13 protein-coding genes are annotated in these 20,581 nt (G+C 41.0%); 7 read left to right on the top strand and 6 right to left on the bottom strand.

What is annotated here, in order from left to right:
* Positions 1-116 precede the first annotated feature (116 nt).
* A complete protein-coding gene (locus tag NJ959_RS09515; RefSeq protein WP_254011518.1) occupies positions 117-1,061 on the top strand; it encodes an ADP-ribosylglycohydrolase family protein in 945 nt (314 codons plus the stop codon).
* A 107-nt stretch (positions 1,062-1,168) separates the two neighbouring features.
* Here the strand turns inward: NJ959_RS09515 and treY are convergent, their stop codons facing one another.
* The 3 genes from treY to glgX form a co-directional block, all read right to left on the bottom strand.
* A complete protein-coding gene (treY, locus tag NJ959_RS09510) occupies positions 1,169-3,964 on the bottom strand; it encodes a malto-oligosyltrehalose synthase (protein ID WP_254011517.1) in 2,796 nt (931 codons plus the stop codon).
* Positions 3,965-4,261: 297 nt separating this feature from the next.
* Positions 4,262-6,082 (bottom strand): malto-oligosyltrehalose trehalohydrolase, encoded by a 1,821-nt coding sequence (gene treZ / locus NJ959_RS09505; RefSeq protein WP_254011516.1) that lies wholly within the window; start codon positions 6,080-6,082, stop codon positions 4,262-4,264.
* 252 nt (positions 6,083-6,334) lie between these two features.
* The gene (gene glgX, locus NJ959_RS09500) at positions 6,335-8,461 is read right to left on the bottom strand and encodes a glycogen debranching protein GlgX (protein WP_254011515.1); all 2,127 of its coding nucleotides are present in this window, start codon (positions 8,459-8,461) and stop codon (positions 6,335-6,337) included.
* A 167-nt stretch (positions 8,462-8,628) separates the two neighbouring features.
* On the opposite strand from glgX, the gene NJ959_RS09495 reads away from it, so the two are divergent.
* Both NJ959_RS09495 and NJ959_RS09490 read left to right on the top strand, forming a co-directional pair.
* Complete coding sequence (locus NJ959_RS09495) at positions 8,629-9,042, top strand: hypothetical protein (protein WP_254011514.1); 414 nt, start codon at positions 8,629-8,631, stop codon at positions 9,040-9,042.
* A 217-nt stretch (positions 9,043-9,259) separates the two neighbouring features.
* Complete coding sequence (locus NJ959_RS09490) at positions 9,260-10,690, top strand: amino acid permease (RefSeq protein ID WP_254011513.1); 1,431 nt, start codon at positions 9,260-9,262, stop codon at positions 10,688-10,690.
* Positions 10,691-10,954: 264 nt separating this feature from the next.
* Here NJ959_RS09490 and NJ959_RS09485 read toward each other — a convergent pair whose 3' ends face one another.
* From NJ959_RS09485 to NJ959_RS09475, 3 genes are all read right to left on the bottom strand, one after another.
* Entirely contained in the window at positions 10,955-11,782 is an 828-nt protein-coding gene (locus NJ959_RS09485) for a pentapeptide repeat-containing protein (RefSeq protein ID WP_254011512.1), read from the bottom strand.
* Between the two features lie 350 nt (positions 11,783-12,132).
* Positions 12,133-15,441 carry a GAF domain-containing protein gene (locus NJ959_RS09480; RefSeq protein WP_254011511.1) on the bottom strand — a complete coding sequence of 1,103 codons (3,309 nt, stop codon included), beginning with the start codon at positions 15,439-15,441 and terminating at the stop codon, positions 12,133-12,135.
* Between the two features lie 12 nt (positions 15,442-15,453).
* Positions 15,454-16,857, bottom strand: coding sequence for a response regulator (locus tag NJ959_RS09475; protein ID WP_254011510.1), 1,404 nt, complete (start codon positions 16,855-16,857; stop codon positions 15,454-15,456).
* 58 nt (positions 16,858-16,915) lie between these two features.
* Between NJ959_RS09475 and NJ959_RS09470 the strand changes: the two genes are divergently transcribed.
* The 4 genes from NJ959_RS09470 (at position 16,916) to NJ959_RS09455 (ending at position 20,117) form a co-directional block, all read left to right on the top strand.
* Entirely contained in the window at positions 16,916-17,308 is a 393-nt protein-coding gene (locus NJ959_RS09470; protein WP_254011509.1) for a response regulator, read from the top strand.
* 552 nt (positions 17,309-17,860) lie between these two features.
* Complete coding sequence (locus NJ959_RS09465) at positions 17,861-18,712, top strand: phycobilisome linker polypeptide (RefSeq protein WP_254011508.1); 852 nt, start codon at positions 17,861-17,863, stop codon at positions 18,710-18,712.
* A 72-nt stretch (positions 18,713-18,784) separates the two neighbouring features.
* Positions 18,785-19,537: a phycobilisome rod-core linker polypeptide gene (locus NJ959_RS09460; RefSeq protein ID WP_254011507.1), complete on the top strand. Its 753-nt coding sequence runs from the start codon at positions 18,785-18,787 to the stop codon at positions 19,535-19,537.
* A 274-nt stretch (positions 19,538-19,811) separates the two neighbouring features.
* The gene (locus NJ959_RS09455) at positions 19,812-20,117 is read left to right on the top strand and encodes a CpeR family transcriptional regulator (protein ID WP_373693634.1); all 306 of its coding nucleotides are present in this window, start codon (positions 19,812-19,814) and stop codon (positions 20,115-20,117) included.
* Positions 20,118-20,581 lie beyond the last annotated feature (464 nt).

The following is a 20,581-nucleotide window of genomic DNA, read 5'->3' as shown; positions in this document are numbered from 1 at the left end:
ATCAAATGTTGCTCCCTTCTCATGGGTAGGGGAGGAGGAGTATCAAATCTTCCTCCCCTCTCCTTTCAGGGGAGGGGTTGGGCTATAATAATTAGCATCATCGGGAGGTTCTAATAATGACACAAACCAACTCCAAAACTTTAGCAGGATTATTGGGTGTCTGTGTAGGAGATGCCCTAGGTGTACCTGTAGAATTTACTAGCAGAGATAAACGGACAAAATCGCCAGTAATTTCCATGGAAGGTTACGGCACTTATAACCAACCTCCTGGTACTTGGTCCGATGATAGTTCTCTGACATTTTGTTTAGCTGAAAGTCTTTGTAGTGAGTTTTCTCTGGATACAATTGCTCAATCTTTTTGTCGTTGGTATAATAAAGCTTATTGGACTCCTCACGGCAAAGTATTTGATATTGGTGGGACAACTTGTGATGCTATCGAAAACCTCCTTGCCGGAGTTTCACCTGTAATGGCTGGAGGTGCTGATGAATGGAATAATGCTAATGGTTCTCTGATGCGGATTCTGCCTTTAGCTTACTATCATAAATCTTTAAATTTTTCTGAATTAATTGAGAGAGTACATCAAGTTTCTTCTATTACTCACCGTAATCCTCGCTGTCAAATGGCTTGTGGTATTTATATTAGTATTGCCATTAATTTATTACAGGGGGATGAGCCAACTACTGCCTATCTTCAGGGGATTGAAGCGGTTAGAGATATTTATAATCAGCTTCCATACAGTTCAGAAATCCATCGATTTAGTCGAGTATTTAGCGGTGAAATTCATCAATTGCCAGTGGAGGAAATTAAATCCGGTGGCTATGTCATTGATAGCTTAGAGGCAGCTATTTGGTGCTTTTTAAATAGCACGTCATATTCAGAAGCTGTGCTAAAAGCAGTTAACTTAGGTGGAGATACGGATACGACAGCAGCGATTACTGGCGGTTTAGCGGGAATTTACTATGGTGTGGCAAATATTCCAACAGAATGGATTAATCTACTTGCCAGAAAAGAGGATATTATTGATCTGGCTGGGCGTTTGGAAGCAGCAATTTATAGCTAGTAGGGTGCGTTACATAACGCACCCTATAAATAGCTAAGACTGATTAATCAGTAAAGCACCATTCTCAATAAATGTAGAGTGCGTTACATAACGAACCCTACAAATAGCTAAAGCTGATTAATCAGTAAAGCAACTGGGAAATGTTTAAGTACATCTCGAATCCAGATTGTATCTTCTACAAGAATCTTGTCCCCAGTAATTGCATCGTACCAAACCGATGAAGCACCAGGTGGTAAAGCAATACGGGTTTCATGCCAAACTTGTTCGCCGAAGGGATATTCTCCTGGTTTAATTAAGGAAGTGAGAAACCGTGGGATAATTGCGATCGCCATTGTATCTCCCCAATTTCTGGCAAACGCCACTATATGTTCTTTCAAGCTCCCCATCACTGCTAATTTTTGATAATCTCCTCGTTGAAATAATTCCAAATACTTTTGACGAGTTTGCAAGGCGCGGTAGGTTAAAAACAGCTTAATTCGACCATCTTCTTTTGTTTTCAGTAGTTCATCAATTAAGCTTAATGAATCTTTTGCGTTTCGCTTTTTGATATCTTTGATGATACCAATCCGTTTATCAAAATCAACGGGGCGACGATTATCGGGATCTACTAAACTCAAATCCCACAATTCTGTACCTTGGTAAATATCGGGAACGCCAGGAGAGATAATTTTTAGTAAGGTTTGGGAGAGAGAGTTAAAGATACCGTAGAATTGGACTTTTTGCTGGAAGGGGCGAAACGCTGACAAGAATCCATTTTTATTGGATTTTTTCATAACGCTACTGGCAAATTTAATGAAGGCATCTTCGTAATTGGTATCTGGTTTTAGCCAAGCGGTGTGAACTTTTGCTTCTCGGATGGCTTTGATAATATATTGTTCTACTCTTTCTACAAAAGTGGGATACTCGCTTTCATCAAAGGGAAATGAACCAATTATGGTTTGGTAGAAAAAGTATTCATCATTGGCATCAGGGACGTTTAAATCGTCAATACACTCTTTATACCCACCATTAATTTCCTGCCACTTTTTCAGATTACTATCCCATTCACCAGGAATTTCTGAAAGGACATTTAATCTTGCCCTCACATCTTCACCGCGTTTTGTATCGTGAGTGGCGGTAGCATTCATTCCATGGGGCCAATAGGCGACACGGTGTTGGTTAAAAGTATGGAATTCCTCGATAGAAATACCAAATTTATCGGGATTAGAACCCACTTCATTCAGGGAGAGGAGGCGATTGTAAACATACATTCCTGTATCTTCAACTCCCTTCGCCATCAAGGGACCAGTAAACTGTTGGAGTCGCATCACGAAGTAACGCCACTGATCTTTTTCTTCGTCAGTAAAATGCTCGTCAAATTCCAGCAAGAGGAACTTTTCAATAAAGAATAATTCGTTCAAGAAAATTGGTGTATTTTCTTTTGCTTTAGCAATTACTTCCTTGATACATTCCCTGTCCGAGCGACTCATGCCATCCTGATTCACATAAGTTCGATAAATGGGAAATACTGCCATAATTTCCACCAATGCGCCTTTCAAAGCATAGCTGGTAAAATCGCTAGCGTATCGATATCGCATGGAAAAGCGCTTGAGTAAGTTAGCCAGATTATCGATATCACCCATCAAATGCTTGCTAATAATTAGCCGTTTTTTCTCATCGATTAATTCCTGGTAAGACAGGGGCATTCCCAGAAATCTTTTGTAGACAATATCAAACTTATCCTGGGTAGATTGTTGACAAAATACACCATTAACATGAGTGAGAAAGTCATAACCTGTTGTCCCTTGAACTGCCCAGTTTATCGGTAATTCTTCATGCTGTTCCAGTATTTTCTCTACGACAATATATATATCATTGTCCTTTTCCCGCAGTCTTTGCAAATACTGAAAGGGGTCAAATAATCCGTCGATATGATCGATGCGCAATCCTGTGATTTTTTGCTCTTTAATTAGTTGGAATATTAAGGCATGGTTCAGATTAAAGACTCCCTCATCTTCCATTCGTACTGAGATGAGATCGTTCACGGTAAAAAATCGCCTGTAGTTTAGTTCTTCATTCCCTACTTTCCAATAAGATAGCCGAAAAAACTGCTCCGATAGTAAGTTTTCTAATAAATTAAAACTTTCTGGCTTACCAGGAGTACCGTTAAAGATACAAATGTTTTCTGCAATAAAGTCTTTCACGTCTGGATTTTCTGTCCAGAGTTCCCACAACATTCCTTTGATAAAGGCAATTTGGTCGTACCTTTCCATCCCTTCTTCGCCAGATGGGATATATTTTAGTGCGTAGAGTACCCCAAGGAGTTTGACAAATGAGGGGTGATTTCTGCCTAATTTATGGCGCAGTTGCCCTAAGTTATAGGATAATACATTAGTGTATGATTCAATGCGGATGGGAAATTTGAGGTCGTAGTAGTTAATCGTCAGTCCTTGTTGTTCGTACTGAAGTTGCAGTTCCCCACTTTCTAGACAATCACCGCAAAACTTACCTAAAAATGGTGCTAAAACTCGTCCGCGAATATCTTCATAGCGATGTTCCCAATTAATATCAAAGTAATCTTTGTACTGAGAATTAGATCCATTTTCTAAAACATCCATCAACACATGGTTTTGACGGTTAAATGCCATGTGATTTGGTACGATATCTTGAAGGAATCCCAGATTGTGCTTCTGGATTGCTTGGCTCAATTCTTCAAATTTATTACTTCCTCCCAATTCTAGATTAATTTGATTGGGATCTACAACATCATAGCCATGGGTACTGCCATTTCTCGCCTGAAAGATGGGAGAAGCGTAGAGATCTGAAATTCCTAATTCAACTAAATAGGGGACGATGAGTTTTGTGGCATTGAAGTCAAAGGCTGGATTGAATTGAATTCGGTAGGTTGCTGCGGGGATTCTCATGGTTTTATTGGTTATTGGTTATTGGTTATTGGTTATTGGTTGTTGGTTATTGGTTTTTGGCTTAACTGTTTTTTTTCATTTTTTCTGTTCGCGTCTTTAGGTAGGATGGAAGTTTGGATTGGATAAAAAAACTCCAGATTTATATTTGATTAATGTCCTATTAATGTGCAGAAAAGCTTAGTCAGAGAGGAGAAATAAATCAGTAATTAACGGCTATAGAGAAGATGGGGGCAGGAAAAAATTGGTTAAAAAAATTTTGTTTTGTTGTACTAGTCCATATCCCCCAGTTTCTATTCCCTAGTTACTCCTATATAATGCAAAACTTAAGGGGTTCATTGTTATCGTATCTCCCGATTGTAGCTCCTTTGGCAAAGCGGAACCTCCTCCCATCCATTCTTCGCCAGATGAATCTAAAACCTGTTCCCAGTTAACTTGGGGAAGTTGAGGTGCAAATGTTACCGATTGTTTTTCAAAATTCATAATACACACTAGATGACTTGACTCAACCGTGCGATAGTGCCAAAGCACTTTTTTGTCGTCCAATTTGGATACCGCTAAACGCGGGATCTCTATTTTAGCGAATTCAGGAGATTCTTTCCGTATCTTAATTAACAATTTGTAGAGCGATCGCAAAACTTGATGTTTCCCTTGACCCGCCAGTCCCCAATTTAGCTTAGACTGGAGAAATACGTCGGTACTCTGGGGGTCTGGGATCTCTTTGTCCCAACCAAAGGCTTTAAATTCTTCTGCCCTGCCATTCCGTACTGATTCAATTAGGTTAGAGTCGCCATGACTGACGAAATAGAGAAATGGCGCTTCTTCCCCGTATTCTTCTCCCATAAATAGGAGGGGAATATAAGGAGAAAGCAAGACGGTACCAGCGGCAAGCTTCAATCCTTCAAAATCAATTAAAGTAGATAACCGTTCCCCAGCCAAGCGGTTGCCAATTTGGTCGTGATTTTGGCTAAATACTACAAATTGTTGAGATGTAAAATTATTAGTAGAATTGCCATGATTCCGCTGGCGGTGCTGAGAATATTCTCCGGTATAAACGAAGGCTTCCCGGAAGGATTTTTCTAAATCATCGATTTGGCCATAATCACTATAGTAGCCAGATATTTCTCCTGTGAGTAATGTATGAAGTGAGTGATGAAAATCATCGCACCACTGAGAATCGTGACCAAATCCACCTTGTTCTCTGGATCGAATTACTCGCACATCATTCAAGTCACTTTCGGCAATTATATAGCGATCGCGACCTGTTTCTTGGGAAAATATACTAACCCGTTCCGCTAACTCCTGTAAAAATGGTTTTGCACTCATATCATAAATAGCATGAACCGCATCCAGCCGCAAGCCATCAATATGATACAAGTCTAACCAATAGAGTGTATTCTCAATAAAGAAATTTCGCACCTCATTACTATATGGCCCATCAAAATTAACAGCACTACCCCAAGGTGTTTGATATTTATCGGTAAAATATTTACCATAACTCCACAAATAATTACCTTCCGGTCCTAAATGGTTGTATACTACATCTAGAATTACCGACATCCCCACTTCATGACAAGCATTAACTAATTTTTTTAATCCATTTGCCCCCCCATAGGAATGCTGCGGGGCAAAAAGATAAGTGCCATCATACCCCCAATTTCGTTCTCCTGGGAATTGGGCAATCGGCATAATTTCAATAGTATTTACTCCTAAATCCAGCAAATCCGGTAATTTAGAAATAATCGCTTCAAATGTTCCCTCTGGGGTAAATGTACCGACATGTAACTCGTAGATAATCATTTCTGCCAGAGGAATGCCAGACCAAGTACGATCGTTCCAGATAAAGTTATGATCTACTACTTGAGAAGCTTTATGTACGCCTTCAGGTTGAGAGTGGGATGCCGGATCTGCTCGATCTGTTGTACCATCTAACTGGTAAAAATAGAGCGTACCGGGTTCAATTTCCGATCCTTGTCCATGCCAATATCCCCATCGATCGCGTTCTAATTCAATCAGACGCTCTGTTGGTGAGATAATGTGAACAGCGACGCGATCGCAAAGAGGCGACCAAACTGTAAATTTACATTGACCATCACCTAGGTAGTCAGTACCAATTTTCATGATATATTGATTGTTTAGGTCTGTTTCATTGAGAGACAGGCGATCCGCCTCTGCTACGATTTTACAATATTATGGAAGAATAATGAATTATTTATTTAACCACTAAGACAGTAAGGCACGAAGGCGGAGAAAAGAGGAAGTAAGGTGGCGATGGGGTGAGATAGCGGGTTTTGGAGAAAGATAATCCTTTTTAGATCAAAATTATTCCTTAAACCCGCTCCAATATTTTCTCCTCGATCTAAGCAATTTTATTTATCCCACCCGCTGCAACATAATCAACGATCGCTCCCTCACACAAACAGGCTTATTGCCAATATAAATCAGCCCATTTTTGACAAAAAGTGCTTCAGTTGTGTCAAGGATAGTTTGCCAGCGAAATTCTTGTAAATTAAGGGGTAAGATAAACTCAATTGGTTCATAATGGGCGTTAAAAAACAAGATAAAACTATCATCAATAATCCGTTCGCCTTTTGGTCCAGGTGTGGTAATTTCTTCCCCATTTAAGAAAATTGCGATCGCCTTGGCAAATCCATCCTGCCATTGGGCTGCTGTCATCTCTCCTCCATCGGGATTAAACCAACCAATATCCTTAACTCCTGAGCCATGAATCTCACGCCCTTGAAACCATCTCCTCCGGCGAAATGTGTGGTGTTGGCGGCGGAAAAAGATTAGTTCACGGGCAAAACTAAATAACTGAGAATTTTGGCTTTTTAAGTCCCAATTTAACCAGGTGAGTTCGTTATCCTGGCAGTAGGGATTATTATTCCCATTGTGAGATTTGCCTAATTCATCTCCACCGACTAGCATGGGTACACCTTGGGAAAGGATTAGGGTTGCTAAGAAATTTCGCCTTTGTTTATCCCGCAATGCCAATACATTGGGGTCATCTGTTTCCCCTTCTACACCACAATTCCAGGAACGATTGTGGCTATCACCGTCCCTATTTTCTTCCCCATTCGCTTGATTATGTTTCTGGTTATAACTAACCAAATCAGCAAGGCTAAATCCATCATGGGCTGTGACAAAATTAATACTAGCATTCGGACTTCTACCATTGGATTTATATAAATCGGAACTCCCGGTAAAACGATAGGCAAATTCGGCTAAAGTTCTATCTTCACCTCGCCAGAAATCTCGTACTGTATCTCGATATTTACCATTCCATTCTGACCATAAAAGGGGAAAGTTTCCCACTTGATAGCCGCCTTCTCCCACATCCCAAGGTTCGGCAATTAATTTAACTTCAGCAATTACTGGATCTTGGTGAATAATATCGAAAAATGCGGCTAAATTATCAACTGCATGGGATTCTCGTGCCAATACTGAAGCTAAGTCAAAGCGAAATCCATCAACGTGCATTGCCAAAATCCAATAGCGCAAGCTATCCATAATTAATTTTAAAACCTGGGGGTGAGGCACGTTGAGGGAATTACCGCATCCAGTATAATCTCTATAGTAACGAGGATTTTCTTCTACTAAACGGTAATAAGTGGCGTTATCTATACCCCGTAAAGATAAAGTGGGACCGAAATGATTCCCTTCTCCGGTATGGTTATAAACCACATCCAAAATTACTTCAATTCCCGCCGCGTGTAACGCCTTAACCATTTGCTTAAATTCCCGCACCGCACCTCCCAATGTTTTGTCGGAACTATAGTCCCAGTGGGGGGTAAAATAATTAATCGAATCGTAACCCCAGTAATTTTTTAGTCCTTTATCTACTAAATGTCCTGGACAAGACAGAAATTGATGTACTGGTAGTAATTCTACCGCAGTAATACCCAAAGATTGCAGATAGGCAATGGCGGCTGGATGTGCCATTCCTGCATAAGTTCCTCGCAATTCGGGTAGGATATCTGGGTGTAACTTAGTAAATCCCCGCACATGAGTTTCCCGAATAATTGTTTCGTGGAAGGGAATGTGGAGTAACTCGTCATCATCCCAATCGAAACTATCGTCAATCACTACAGATTTAGGGACAAGATGGGCATCATCAGCATCGCAAAACGAAAGATCTCGAATGGTATCTTGCAAATTATATCCGAATAGTTCTGCACCGTGACGGATATCGCCATCTAGAGCTTTAGTATATGGATCTATGAGTAATTTATTGGGGTTAAAACGATGACCTGCATTCGGCGCATAAGGACCATAGACGCGGAATCCATAGCGTTGTCCCGGTCCGATTCCTGGTATATAACCATGCCAAATAAAATTATCTACTTCTGTAAAAAGTAGGCGCGTTTCTCGATCTTCTTCATCAAATAAGCATAGTTCTACACCTGTAGCATGTTCGCTGAATAGGGCAAAATTTGTACCTTTACCATCCCAGGATGATCCGAGGGGGTAAGCTTGACCTGGCCAAAGGGGAAAATACATAGGTAGTGCTGTTTCTGGTTTTGCGCGATCGACTTAGGAGATGGAGATTTAGTTAAAATTGTAACAAAATATCACCAAATTCTGATCGAGAATTCAGTCTAGAGAGAATAATATCTATCATACAATCTGTAGTTGACGATCTAACATATTTGAGTTAGGTTTAGTTCATGTCTTTGCCTCTCGATTCTTTTCCGCTCGATTTTTCCCCTATCTCCGGTATTTGCTCTGCTCCTCCTGTTGCTGATACTGTAGGAGCTTCCCCTCCTTGTTGTCCTGCTCCTATACCTGGTGAGATTGCTCGCCTTGCTGCTGCTGCGGGTGCGTCTTTCCTCTCTATTCGCCCTTCTACCCGCTCATTCTCTCTCTGGGTTTGCTCTGTCTTATTCCCCTCTTTTGCTGAGGCTTCTGCCTTTTCTGAGTCGGCTTCTTGTGCCTTTGACTTGCCTTTTTGTGCTATCAGGTTAGTGGGTTCAGGGTTTACAGTTTCTGTTCCCTGCTTTATCTCTTCTTGGTATTCTCCCGCTGATTCAGTTCCCTGTTTGGTTGTTTCTTTCCAGCCTCCTCCCCCTCTCCTGACTTAATCGTTTTGGCAACTCTCCTTAATGTTGACCTTGTACCTAGCATGGATTAAGACTTACAGAGATATTCTCTTGGGTTTTACTTAAAAAGAACGATCGCTGATACAATTATGTAGGATCATTTTTGATCTTACTCAACAGGCGAGACACCTGTTCTACGGATTACGATTTTACTCTGACAACTCATAGCTTTTATCTCCTCTTGGACTCATTTTAATCAATGAAAACTGGATTGTTTGCCAAAAAATCAGTGGCTAGTTTATTGCAACAAGCAGAGGATTCAACTTCTCAAGGATTAGAGAGATCTCTTAATGTATTTAATCTCACGGCGCTTGGTATTGGTACGATCATTGGTGCAGGTATTTTTGTCCTGACGGGGCAGGTGGCGGCTAATTATACTGGACCTGCGATCGCGTTATCATTTGTTATAGCTGCTATATCCTGTGGGTTTGTCGGATTATGTTATGCCGAATTCGCTTCCATTATTCCCATTGCTGGGAGTACCTACACTTATGCCTATGCCACTCTGGGGGAAATTTTTGCATGGATGATTGGCTGGGTTTTGTTGTTGGAATATGCTTTGATGGTAGCGACGGTAGCTGTTGGTTGGTCAGGATATATGACCAGCTTTCTCAAAGATATTGGCATTACGATTCCCGAATATTTATTATCCGCTAATTTTAATGTACCAGCAATGTTTATTATAGCACTGATGACGCTATTTCTAGCAGTCGGGATGCGGAAGTCAGTCGGAGTTAACAATCTCATTGTTGCGGTTAAACTAGGAGTAATTTTACTATTTATTTTTGTGGGAATAGCTTACATCAAGCAAGAAAACTGGCTACCATTTATCCCAGAAAATACTGGAGAATTCGGAGTATTTGGTCTGAGTGGAATTTGGCGGGGTTCAGGAGCAATCTTTTTCGCCTATATTGGCTTTGACGGGATAACTGCTGCGGCTCAAGAAGCGAAAAATCCCGAAAAAGATATGCCAATTGCGCTGATAGCTTCCTTGGTAGTTTCTACTATACTTTATATTAGTGTGGCATTGGTATTAGTAGGAATTGTGCCCTATCAACAACTCAACGTACCGGACCCCATTGCCATTGGAGTGGATGCCCTAGGAGCAGGATTGAGCTGGTTAAAATTTGTCGTTAAAATAGGTGCGATTGCAGGTTTAAGTTCGGTGATTTTAGTAACGATAATGGCAAATTCGAGAATTTTTTACGCCATTGCCTATGATGGCTTATTACCACCCCAATTTGCCCAAATTCACCCCGAATTCAAAACTCCTTACTTAGCCACGATTGTTTCTGGTATGATTGCGGCAATTCTCGCCGGATTGTTTCCTATTAATCTCTTGGGAGAGTTGGCTTCATTCGATGCTTTGCTGGCATTTTTTATTATTTCCATATCTGTTTTGATATTGCGCCGCACTCAACCAGATTTAGTTAGACCTTTTAAAACTCCATTTGTTCCTTTTGTCCCGATTTTAGGGGCGTTAACTTGTGGGTTGCAAATGCTAATTTTTCCCGTCAATACCTGGTTACAGTTATTTGCATGGCTGTTAATTGGTTTAGTGATTTACTTCAGCTACGGGCAGAAAAATAGTCTCCTTAATCAAGGAGAGAGATTAGAGGTGAGAGGATAGAGGTTCGCAAAGCCTCTATCTGTAGGGTGCGTTATGCTTTGCTAACGCACCATTACAACAGGGTTCTCAATTTAGTGAAGCGCCAGTAGGGTGCGTTATGCTTTGCTAACGCACCATTACAACAGGCTTGTCAATTTAGTGAAGATCCGGATTTAGCAAAAGAGAAGGTTTTGGTAAAAGAAAAGCGCCGTTTGAAGTTTAATCTTCAGAATTATTTACATTCTTCTTTTGGTTAATTATTGACTAAAGAACAGTAACTTTATTCTAAGGATGACGTGTACCATCGGGTAGAGTTGAGTTACTAAAATTAGTCCGATTTTTCTTAGCACCCACGATATCTATTTTTGCTCCTTCTAAGTCTGCTTCAGCAAAATTAGTGTCTTTAAATGTAGCATTGCTGAGATTAGCATCCTGTAAATTGGTTTTGCTCAAGTTAGCATTTTCTAGGATAGTTCCCCTTAAATTTGCCCCAGTTAAATCTGCCTCAGTTAAGTTCGTATTTTTCAGATTAGCACCACTCAGATTCGCATCCCGCAAATCGGCTCCACTTAGGTTGGCATTTCCCATATTGACACCACTCAAATTGACACCAGCTAATTTGCCTTGATGACAATCAGCATTGATGAAATTTTCATTGCGAAGGTTTCTTTCCTCAAGATTGATTCCTTCACACTTAAAAGGATTTCCTGCTACATTAGTATTCGCTACCTGAGTTTGGTTAGAAACTGGCGTTACGGGTTCCACTTCTGCTGTTTGTGCTGGTTGATTAATGGCGGCATTACTTGTCGCATTTCTGGATAGTAATGAACCAGCGACGGCTAGCGCAGCCAGGGTAGGAATTGCGATAGCTAAACCAATCAATAAAGGCTTGGAGCGGTTAGTTTTAACCATGGGTTGCTGATTTGGTATTTTTTCTAACTGCATCTGCTCGAATGCCTGTTGAATAAACTCTGGTGGAATTTTTGCTTCTGTGCCAGCGGCGATTAATTCTTCTACAGAATAGCTTTGGGTTTCTTGGGCATATAATCTAGCCGCGAGATTAAAAACTTCTTGGATTTGCTCTTCTGGAATGCGATTGTCTGATAGTTTCATAAGTAGTTGTTGGTTGTTGGTTGTTGGTTATTGGTTATTGGGTTATTAGGTGATGGGGTGATTGGTGGTTGGTGATTGGTGATGGGCTTATTAGTGGTATTAGTTATTCAACGAACAACGAATAACGAACAACAAACAACAAACAACCCCACTCCCCTTTAGGATAACTTTTCCTTAGCGAAGGGAAAATTATCCGTGTCTTTTTTCGGGCTAGAATGAAAAATCTTTACGAAATCTTCAAAAACCTCTTGTGGATAGTGCCCCCTTCAAAGCGTAACGCACCCCACTGACGTGGCTAAAAATGTAGGTTGTGTAGAGCGCGAATGTCGGAAGACTCCAATCAACCATACTTAACGGTCAGGTGGAAGAGGTAAAGTAAAGTAAAATGTACTACCTTCACCCAAAACACTTTCCACCCAAATTTTCCCGCTATGCTGCTGAATAATACTGCGACAAATAGCCAATCCCAAACCTGTTCCCCCTTTTTGACGAGAGTCAGAAGCATCTACTTGTTGGAATTGTCCGAAAATAGTTTCTAGTTTATCAGGAGGGATACCTCTGCCTCTATCTTTAACAGAAAAGAGAACAATTTCTCTCTCATCGGTTAGCTTTTCTGTTTCTTGAGATATATTATTTTGTATTAGTTCGGCAGTTAACCAAATAGTACTACCGGGGGCAGAAAATTTGATGGCATTGCTGATAAGATTGGTTAGGGTTTGGACAATCGCATCAGGATCTGCCCAAACCAAAATATTTAGGGGATTTACTGATAGATTAATGTTGTTTTGTTCTGCATTTCCCCCCATTCCATCGGCGGCTTGTAACATTAAAGCAGCCGCATCATAACTTTGCTTAATTAAAGTAACCCTCCCAGATTCTAATCGCCCTAAGTCGAGGATATCATTAACTAGGCGTACCAGCCGCTCTGTTTGAGTTGCAGCAATTTGTAACATCTGTTTGCCACGTTGAGGTTTGCGATCGTAAACGCCATTGGCGAGTAATCCTAATGAGCCGTGAATAGCGGTAAGAGGGGTGCGAAGTTCATGACTGACAATAGAGATAAATTCATTTTTCATCTGCGCGATCGCACGACTTTCTGTGATATCTTCAATAGTGCCGACATGTCCCATTAATTCCCCTTCAGGAGTAACCAGAGGAGAAGTTTGGACGCGACAAAAATGAAGTTTACTCTCGAGATGAATATAGCGAGCTTCACTAACAAATCCCCCGTTATTAGATACAGCATTTCTCCATCGACTCAATAACTCTTGACGCTCTTCTGGATGAATAAAATGTTCCCAACCTCTTCCCAATGCCTCTGTAAAAGTACAACCACAAATCGCCTGACAGCGAGGATTAGTATAGGTAAATCTTCCCTCACTATCCACAAGAAAGATACCGATATGGGAACAGTCGCTGAGGGAACGGAACTTCATTTCACTTTCTCGCAAAGCCGTTTCTGCTTGTTTGCGCTCCCTCAATTCTTCCTGAAGTTGCTGATATATTTCTGACTGTTGAATGGCAATTGCCATCTGATTTGCGAGTTGTTGGAGTAGAGTTATTTCCCAAAATTGCCATTCCCTACTTTGACTGCATTGATGAGCAATTAGCAAACCCCAAAGGATATCTTGCTGAACAATTGGTACTACCAGTTTTGCTCGTACTTGAATCTGTTCGAGAAACTCAACCAGACAAGGTAAAACCTCACCATTATCTCTGTCAGTTAAGGCATAAATTCCTCCCTGAAGATAGCGCCATCTACACTCTTCTGGGAAAGTTTCTTCTGGAAAAACAATGTCAAGAATTCTCAGCCATCCAGGAGCAGTTGCTTCTGCGATCGCACTTCCGCTACCATTGTCCCAGATTCGGTATACTAAAACGCGATCTGCTTGCAGTAATGCTTGTACTTCATTAACTGAGGTATGGAGAATTTCTTTTAAATTAAGGGATTTGCGGATTTGTTGAGAAATTGTCGCCATCAGCCTTTCTCTTTCCACTTGTTGGCGCAGAGCTACTTCAGCTTTTTGTCGCTGTAAAAGTTCGTACTGAAGTTGATTATTCGCTTCCATAAGTTCCGCTGTTCTCTCTGTTACCCGTACTTCTAATTGTGCTTTAATCTCCATTAATTCTTCTGCTTTCCGCAGTAAAATACCGACAATTGCACTTCTAAGCTCCAATGCACTTTCAATTTCACATTCCTGCCAAGGTAAGGAAGTTAGCCGTACCGTTTCTTTCCATCTAGCAAAGGATTGATGGGGCGTTAACCCCTTACATTCATCCTCTGTTTTTACAGTAATTGAGTCTTTAATATCGTCACTCAACTTAACTATTTCTAGTATTTCTGGACGGAACCACAAAATACAATATTTGTGAATTTTAGAAATAGATAAAACTAGCAAACCACTACCAACTTCTTTAAATACCTCCGCCGCAGGATAAAGTTTAGCAAGGGAATCAGTGTAAAAAATATCTTGTTCAATTTGGCTGCCAATCCAGCCAATCAAGTCTTGAATTTCTTGGCTATTAGGAGTCTTACCCAGATAAATTAACTGCTCATCAAGATATACGATTGCACCTTCAGCTCCCACTAATTCTAAGAGGCGATTGCTATCTACCACCAAAACATCTAACAGGTTATCTGCTTGGGATATAGCCTCAATAAATGTAGACTGAATCGACTTTAACTTAAGCTGATAATCCAAATATTGACGATCTTCTTTGGCTCCCAATTCCAGCGCCATTGCTCGTCCCAAAAACTCACAAACTGTTCTGATTTGATAACTAATATACTTGGGAGTTTGATGATAACAAGCAATTGTACCCCATAGTTTTTGTCCCCCGAGCAATGAAACTGTCATCGTCGCGGCAACTCCCATATTTTTCAGATACTCAATATAGAAAGGAGATACGCTCCTTAAAATACTAAAGCTCATATCTAGGGGCTGCTGAGTCACCGGATTTATTTCAGGGATTAGAGAGATAGGCTCATAGTTAAGATCGGGAATAAATCGTAGTAAATTATTTAAAGATAGTTGTTTAGCTGATTCAGAAATATCAGAAGCGGCATAGTGCCATCCGAGAAAAGAGGTTAAATTTTCTGCTTTCTCTTCAGCAATAATCCCCCCGGAGCCGTCAGCCTCTAACCGATAGATTGCAACCCGATCGAATCCGGTAATTTCCCGAATCTCTCTCACAATTACTTGACATATTTCATCAATAGTCCGCGCTTTCTGCATCTGAGCGATCGGATTTTTTATTAAGTGATAGAATCCAAAGTAATTATAAGTTTTATCAATATCTTTCGGCTCTAATTCTAGTATAATTAGTTGATTTGAACGATGAATAATACCATTAAGCCATAGAGTTTTATTGCGACATTGGATCGACAAATCTAATGGATTCAGGTATTCTAAGTCACCTTTTAAACCATTTTTGATGGTCTTAAATTGTTTAACATTAATTATATCTTTGAGTCTCTTATTCAATAGAAATTGGGGATGTAGTCCTAAAAAATTCCAGGTATTGCCGCTCACCTGTTGGATAGTGAGTTGAGGTTCTTTTAACACCAGGAGGACACCGTGGGATTGAATGGAAGTGGTGCTATAGCTCGGTTTATTGCTATTATTCAAATTAGATAAATGATTATAAATTTTACTCACAATAATTATTAATTAACCTTTTATGTTAGATCGCATCTCCCCCAAACAACCGATCATCTGCATCATCAATCCTGGCTGTACTAAACTATCTTCTCCCGGAAAAAATACTACGGGCATTTTGGATAAAAGATCGGTCAATTCTGTGAATAATGTTAATCCTCCTTGAGGATTTTTAGAAAAGTCAAAGTTAAAGAGAATAAGATCTGCCCTCGCATTCCGAACCACAGTAATATCTGTCACCACCTCAACCTGCATTCCCAAGGAGATCGCTTTTAGTTTAACTTGTTCAATCAATAAAAGATTGTTATTAACAATTAAGAGAATAGGAACATAGCCTTCAGGATCTGGAGATGTGGTTTCTGAACTATGATTTAATGCCTGACGGAGAGATAGAACCTGAGATGCCATTAAATGTACTTGAGATGCTACTAAAGTTTCCGAACTTTGCAGTAATTCTTCAATCTCTCTTGCCAGAGTAGAACCTTGCCACAAACCAAAAATACCCAAAGATCCAGCTAATTTGTGAGCTGTTTGTTCTGCTTGTTGCTGTTGAGATGGAGTTAGTTTGCCTGCACAATTCAATGTGTTAGCTGCCTTTTCCAAAACCTCAACTTGTTCTAAAAACTGATGTTTAAATTTCTTACCAACCCTTTTCGCCGTTTCCAACGCACGCCACCGTCGCGAGGAAATTACATGTTTATTTTGTTGAGAATGCGCTGTAGAAATTACTGTTTCCTTTAGGATAGATGGTGCTTTGAGCCGATAACCTAAACCATGGACAGTTTCAATCATATCTGAAGCACCAGCCGCCTTGAATTTTTGACGCAAACTATATATATGACTGCTTACTGTTTCCTCACCAGGAGACTCGGCAAAATCCCACAAGCGAGAGAGGATAGCACTGCGACTGAAAAGGCGTTTGGGATTGAGCAAAAATAGCTCTAGTAAACAATACTCTTTAGGAGTTAGGTGTAGAGGTTTCTCATTGCAGGTAACTTCACTATTGGTGGAATCAAAGCAGACATTTTCCCACGTAATGACTGAAGATGACAGCCCTTTCCCCCGACGCAGGAGTGCCCGAATCCGGGCAATTAATTCAGGACAATCAAATGGTTTGACAACATAATCATCAGCACCTGCTTCTAATCCTAATACGCGATCGCTACTAGCATCCTTTGCCGTCAGCATCAGAATCGGTACCTGATATCCCTCAGCCCGAAGTTGACGGCACAGACTGATACCATCCAGTTTAGGAAGCATGACATCAAGTAGAAGTAGGTCATATTCAAAAGATTCTGCCAGTTGTAACCCCATCTCGCCATCGGTTGCCAGATCAACTCCATACTGATGAGTTGCTAGGGTATCCGCAAGGGCTGACGCTGTGGGGCAGTCATCTTCGACCAATAAAATTTTCATGCTACACCCCTTTCTGACAAAATCAATATTACACTAAAAGGTTTGTTTTACTTTGCGAATGGCAACCAAACGAGTCCTAGTCATTGACGATGAAGAAGCGATTCAAGAAGTGATCCAAGGTTGCCTGGAAGATGTCGGGGAATGGGAAACACTTCTAGCGGGATCGGGTAGTGAAGGAATACGCCTAGCCACCGATGAAGCGCCAGATGCCATATTGCTAGATGTATCGATGCCAGAGATAGATGGCGTGGAAACCTTCCGCAAACTTCAGGATCATCCTATTACCAAAAACATCCCAGTTATTTTATTGACTGCCAAAGTGCAGCCTGCCGATAGAATCCGCTTTGCTGAGTTAGGAATTGCTGGCGTAATTGCTAAACCCTTCAATCCAATGACTTTGGTTGAGCTAGTTGCTGAAATCTTGGGCTGGGAATTGAAGGATGAAGGATGAAGGTTGAAGTCTAAAGGTTGAAAAAAATTCCACCGAGCCGTCGCATTTATGCCCCCGCGCCAGAAAACGGGAGCTACCATCCTCCCGACTGTCAGATGGTGTGGGTGTTTGGTATCTCCACCCCAATTACACTATGTTTTACTGTCTTTTACTACTATTTATATCATAAATCGACCAAAGCCCTGTTTTGGAAGAAAATTTCAACTGCTCCTGCCATCTTCAAATTTTCTTTAAAAATCTTCCCTACACTTGCTAATACGTTAGGTGAGCTTAAAGATCTATTCATCAGGCTTGTGCCAGTCACAAGTCTGGCTTCTAGTCTGTTTTGGTTTGATTAGACAAACCGATCCCATGGAAGGACTTTAATCTCTCAACCAAAACCCAAGCTGCATAATTCAAACGTAGAACAGGCATCTTGCCTGTCAGAGTCAAACCGAGAACAGGCATCCCGCCTGTCAACGGCAAATCCTGTCGCCCATTCTACAAGTTCTATCTTTGAACGCAACTTAGTAGTATTCTAGACTTCTGTTGTTAATCAGGAGATTACAGTACATGCCATTTGGACCAGCTTCACGATTAGGTGTCAGTTTATTTGACGAAACCTCGCCAGTAACTTGGCACCCCAATCTCTCACCTGAAGAGAAGGAAACAATAATTAAAGCCGTTTACAGACAAGTGTTCGGCAATGCCTACGTGATGGAAAGCGAGCAGCTTACTGTAGAGGAGTCCCAATTTAAGCTAGGCCAACTGAGCATCCGCGAGTTTGTCCGTCAGGCTGCAAAGTCTGATTTATACCGCTCGCGCTTTTCTGAAAATGTGCCTCACTATCGAGCAATCGAACTGAATTTCCGCCATCTCCTAGGGCGTGCCCCCGACAGTTTCGAGGAAATGAAAGCCCACAGTGCGATTCTTGATACTAAAGGATTTGAGGCAGATATTGACTCCTATCTTGACAGTGACGAGTATCAAAACACCTTTGGGGAAGATATTGTCCCTTACATCCGAGGCTACAAGACTCAAACCGGGAAGAACATGGTACAGTTTACTCACATGTTCCAATTAGTGCGGGGCGCTTCAACTAGTTCCCTAAAAGCGGATTTGGCTGGCAAGAGTCCGAAACTGAATTCCTTGGTAATTCAAGGTATCCCCACCGCTGTAATTCCACCAGGTAGCACCTTCCGTAATTCATCTACGGTTGCTCGGAGTCGGTTTGGGGTACAAGCTAGCGAAGATGGAAAAGTCTATCGCATTGAAGTAACTGGTTATGGGGCAAAAACCCTTAATCGCGTGTCTAAATTCCGCCGCTCTAACCAAGTTTACCTGGTTCCCTTTAATCAACTTTCCGAAACTTATCAGCGCATTCACAAAGATGGTGGCGTTATTGCCAGCATTACACCTGTGTAAATGGGGAGTAGGGAGTGGGGAATGGGGAGAGTGTGAAAAAAGATTGTCATAAATGATGGAGGAAACGTTTTTATGAGTTCTACAAGCATAGAACTATGGCCGAATAGTTCAATCGATGAGCTTCAGACTGCAATCCGAGCAGTCTATAAGCAGGTTTTGGGCAATCCTCATGTGATGGATAGCGAGCGATTGGTGAGTTTAGAATCACTATTGTGCGATCGCAGTATTTCTGTCCGTGAATTTGTCCGGGGAGTTGGCAAATCTGAGTTTTATCGCACTCGGTATTTTGAAAAATCTGCTCCTTACCGCTTTGTTGAGCTAAATTTCATGCACTTTCTCGGTCGCGCTCCTAGCGATCAGAAAGAGATTTCTGAGCATATTGTCCGCTGTATTGAAGAAGGCTACGATGCGGAAATTGATTCCTACATCGATAGCGATGAATACCAAAATGCCTTTGGTGAAAATATAGTACCGTACAATCGTGCCACCACTTTGATTGGCAAAAAGCAAGTTTCCTATAACCGACTTTTTTCAGTTGATCGTGGTTCCGCTCAAGTTAGCAGCGCTGTCAAGGCTTCTCAGCTTGTTTATGCTGTAGCTACCAACAGTACTAATAAAATCCAGAAGCCCGCATCTGGTGCAAATCCAGGCGGATATGCAGCACCCGCCAAGCAGTTCAAGATTGTTGTCCAGGGAGCGGCTTTTGATAGTCCCCGTCATCGCAGTAGCAATACTTACATTGTTCCTGGCGATCGCATGACTCCGCAAATTCAGCGGATTAATCGCACCGGAGCCAAGATTGTTAGTATCACTGAGATTGTTTAATCTCTAGCCTTGGTCACTGTAGAGATCTTGGCCCAATTGAGTTAGATTTCTACAGTGGCTAATTTAGATTTTAGATTGTAGTTTAAATAAACGTACTTTTTGGTACAAACCGATGGCTTCAACTGGGGAAAAAATCCTGGCATCGACAAGCAAAAATCCTGACTACTGCCGATCTACCTTAACAGATCCACATCACTTTAGGGATGGTGTAAATCCCAAATCAAAAGCAGATACAAGGAATCTTAACTCCTTATTCTTGCAAGACAAAGGACTAATGTTACCGCCAGTAGCCCGCCAAAAGATACAAGCATGGATTCGCAGTCGGCATCTAATTTGTTCAGGTAATTTTTTCATTTTTGAGACATTAGATTACTCAGCGATTGAACGTTTTGAGGATTGTATTTCTAGTTTAGGAGGCACTCTAATTTCCGTTGAGTCTCTCAAAAAAGTTTGGATGGGCAATCACCGACAAGTCATTCTATATCACGCTAAAGCTAGTTTACATACTCCCCATCATGATTTAAAACAATATTGGTTTAAATATGGTGCTTTTCATACAAGATTTGATCTTAACGTGTGATATTAAATCTGGGAAAATTAAAGATCGATTCAGATAGGATCTAAATCCATTAAAGTTTTGGAAAAAGGTTCTTACTGCTAGATAAAACTGATTTTTGCCATTTGTGAGAATAGGGAATAGTGAAAAAAAAGACCTCAGCTTAAAGAAGCTGAGGTTTTATATGGGAGAACCAATAATTTATTGCTGGTATAAAAGGAAGAAGAAGACTATTGCTAGTAACTGCGTTAGCGTTACCATAGCTCGGCTAAAGCCACAGACTACCGCAGATTGTGCCTTGAGGGGGATGGCGCTTTTTCTTCTGTTCGCTCGCTTATGTAAATAAATGTAACAAATTAAGTACCCATTGGCAATAGTTGTGATATACAAAATCGTTTTGTCCCCGTTAAGCAACGCTTATCGGTGGTTATTTGCGATTTGAAAAACAATAAACCGATCGAAATTTACAGGATTCACAGGATTTTTCC

The organism is Limnofasciculus baicalensis BBK-W-15 (assembly GCF_024178385.1).
Taxonomy (GTDB): Bacteria; Cyanobacteriota; Cyanobacteriia; order Cyanobacteriales; family Coleofasciculaceae; genus Limnofasciculus; species Limnofasciculus baicalensis.
This window is presented reverse-complemented; position numbering and strand designations above follow the sequence as displayed.

Bases quoted from the DNA above. Each gene is read 5' to 3' on its own strand.
- NJ959_RS09515 (WP_254011518.1), top strand. From the start codon at position 117: ATGACACAAACCAACTCCAAAACTTTAGCAGGATTATTGGGTGTCTGT.
- treY (WP_254011517.1), bottom strand. From the start codon at position 3,964: ATGAGAATCCCCGCAGCAACCTACCGAATTCAATTCAATCCAGCCTTT.
- treZ (WP_254011516.1), bottom strand. From the start codon at position 6,082: ATGAAAATTGGTACTGACTACCTAGGTGATGGTCAATGTAAATTTACA.
- glgX (WP_254011515.1), bottom strand. From the start codon at position 8,461: ATGTATTTTCCCCTTTGGCCAGGTCAAGCTTACCCCCTCGGATCATCC.
- NJ959_RS09495 (WP_254011514.1), top strand. From the start codon at position 8,629: ATGTCTTTGCCTCTCGATTCTTTTCCGCTCGATTTTTCCCCTATCTCC.
- NJ959_RS09490 (WP_254011513.1), top strand. From the start codon at position 9,260: ATGAAAACTGGATTGTTTGCCAAAAAATCAGTGGCTAGTTTATTGCAA.
- NJ959_RS09485 (WP_254011512.1), bottom strand. From the start codon at position 11,782: ATGAAACTATCAGACAATCGCATTCCAGAAGAGCAAATCCAAGAAGTT.
- NJ959_RS09475 (WP_254011510.1), bottom strand. From the start codon at position 16,857: ATGAAAATTTTATTGGTCGAAGATGACTGCCCCACAGCGTCAGCCCTT.
- NJ959_RS09470 (WP_254011509.1), top strand. From the start codon at position 16,916: ATGGCAACCAAACGAGTCCTAGTCATTGACGATGAAGAAGCGATTCAA.
- NJ959_RS09465 (WP_254011508.1), top strand. From the start codon at position 17,861: ATGCCATTTGGACCAGCTTCACGATTAGGTGTCAGTTTATTTGACGAA.
- NJ959_RS09460 (WP_254011507.1), top strand. From the start codon at position 18,785: ATGAGTTCTACAAGCATAGAACTATGGCCGAATAGTTCAATCGATGAG.
- NJ959_RS09455 (WP_373693634.1), top strand. From the start codon at position 19,812: ATGTTACCGCCAGTAGCCCGCCAAAAGATACAAGCATGGATTCGCAGT.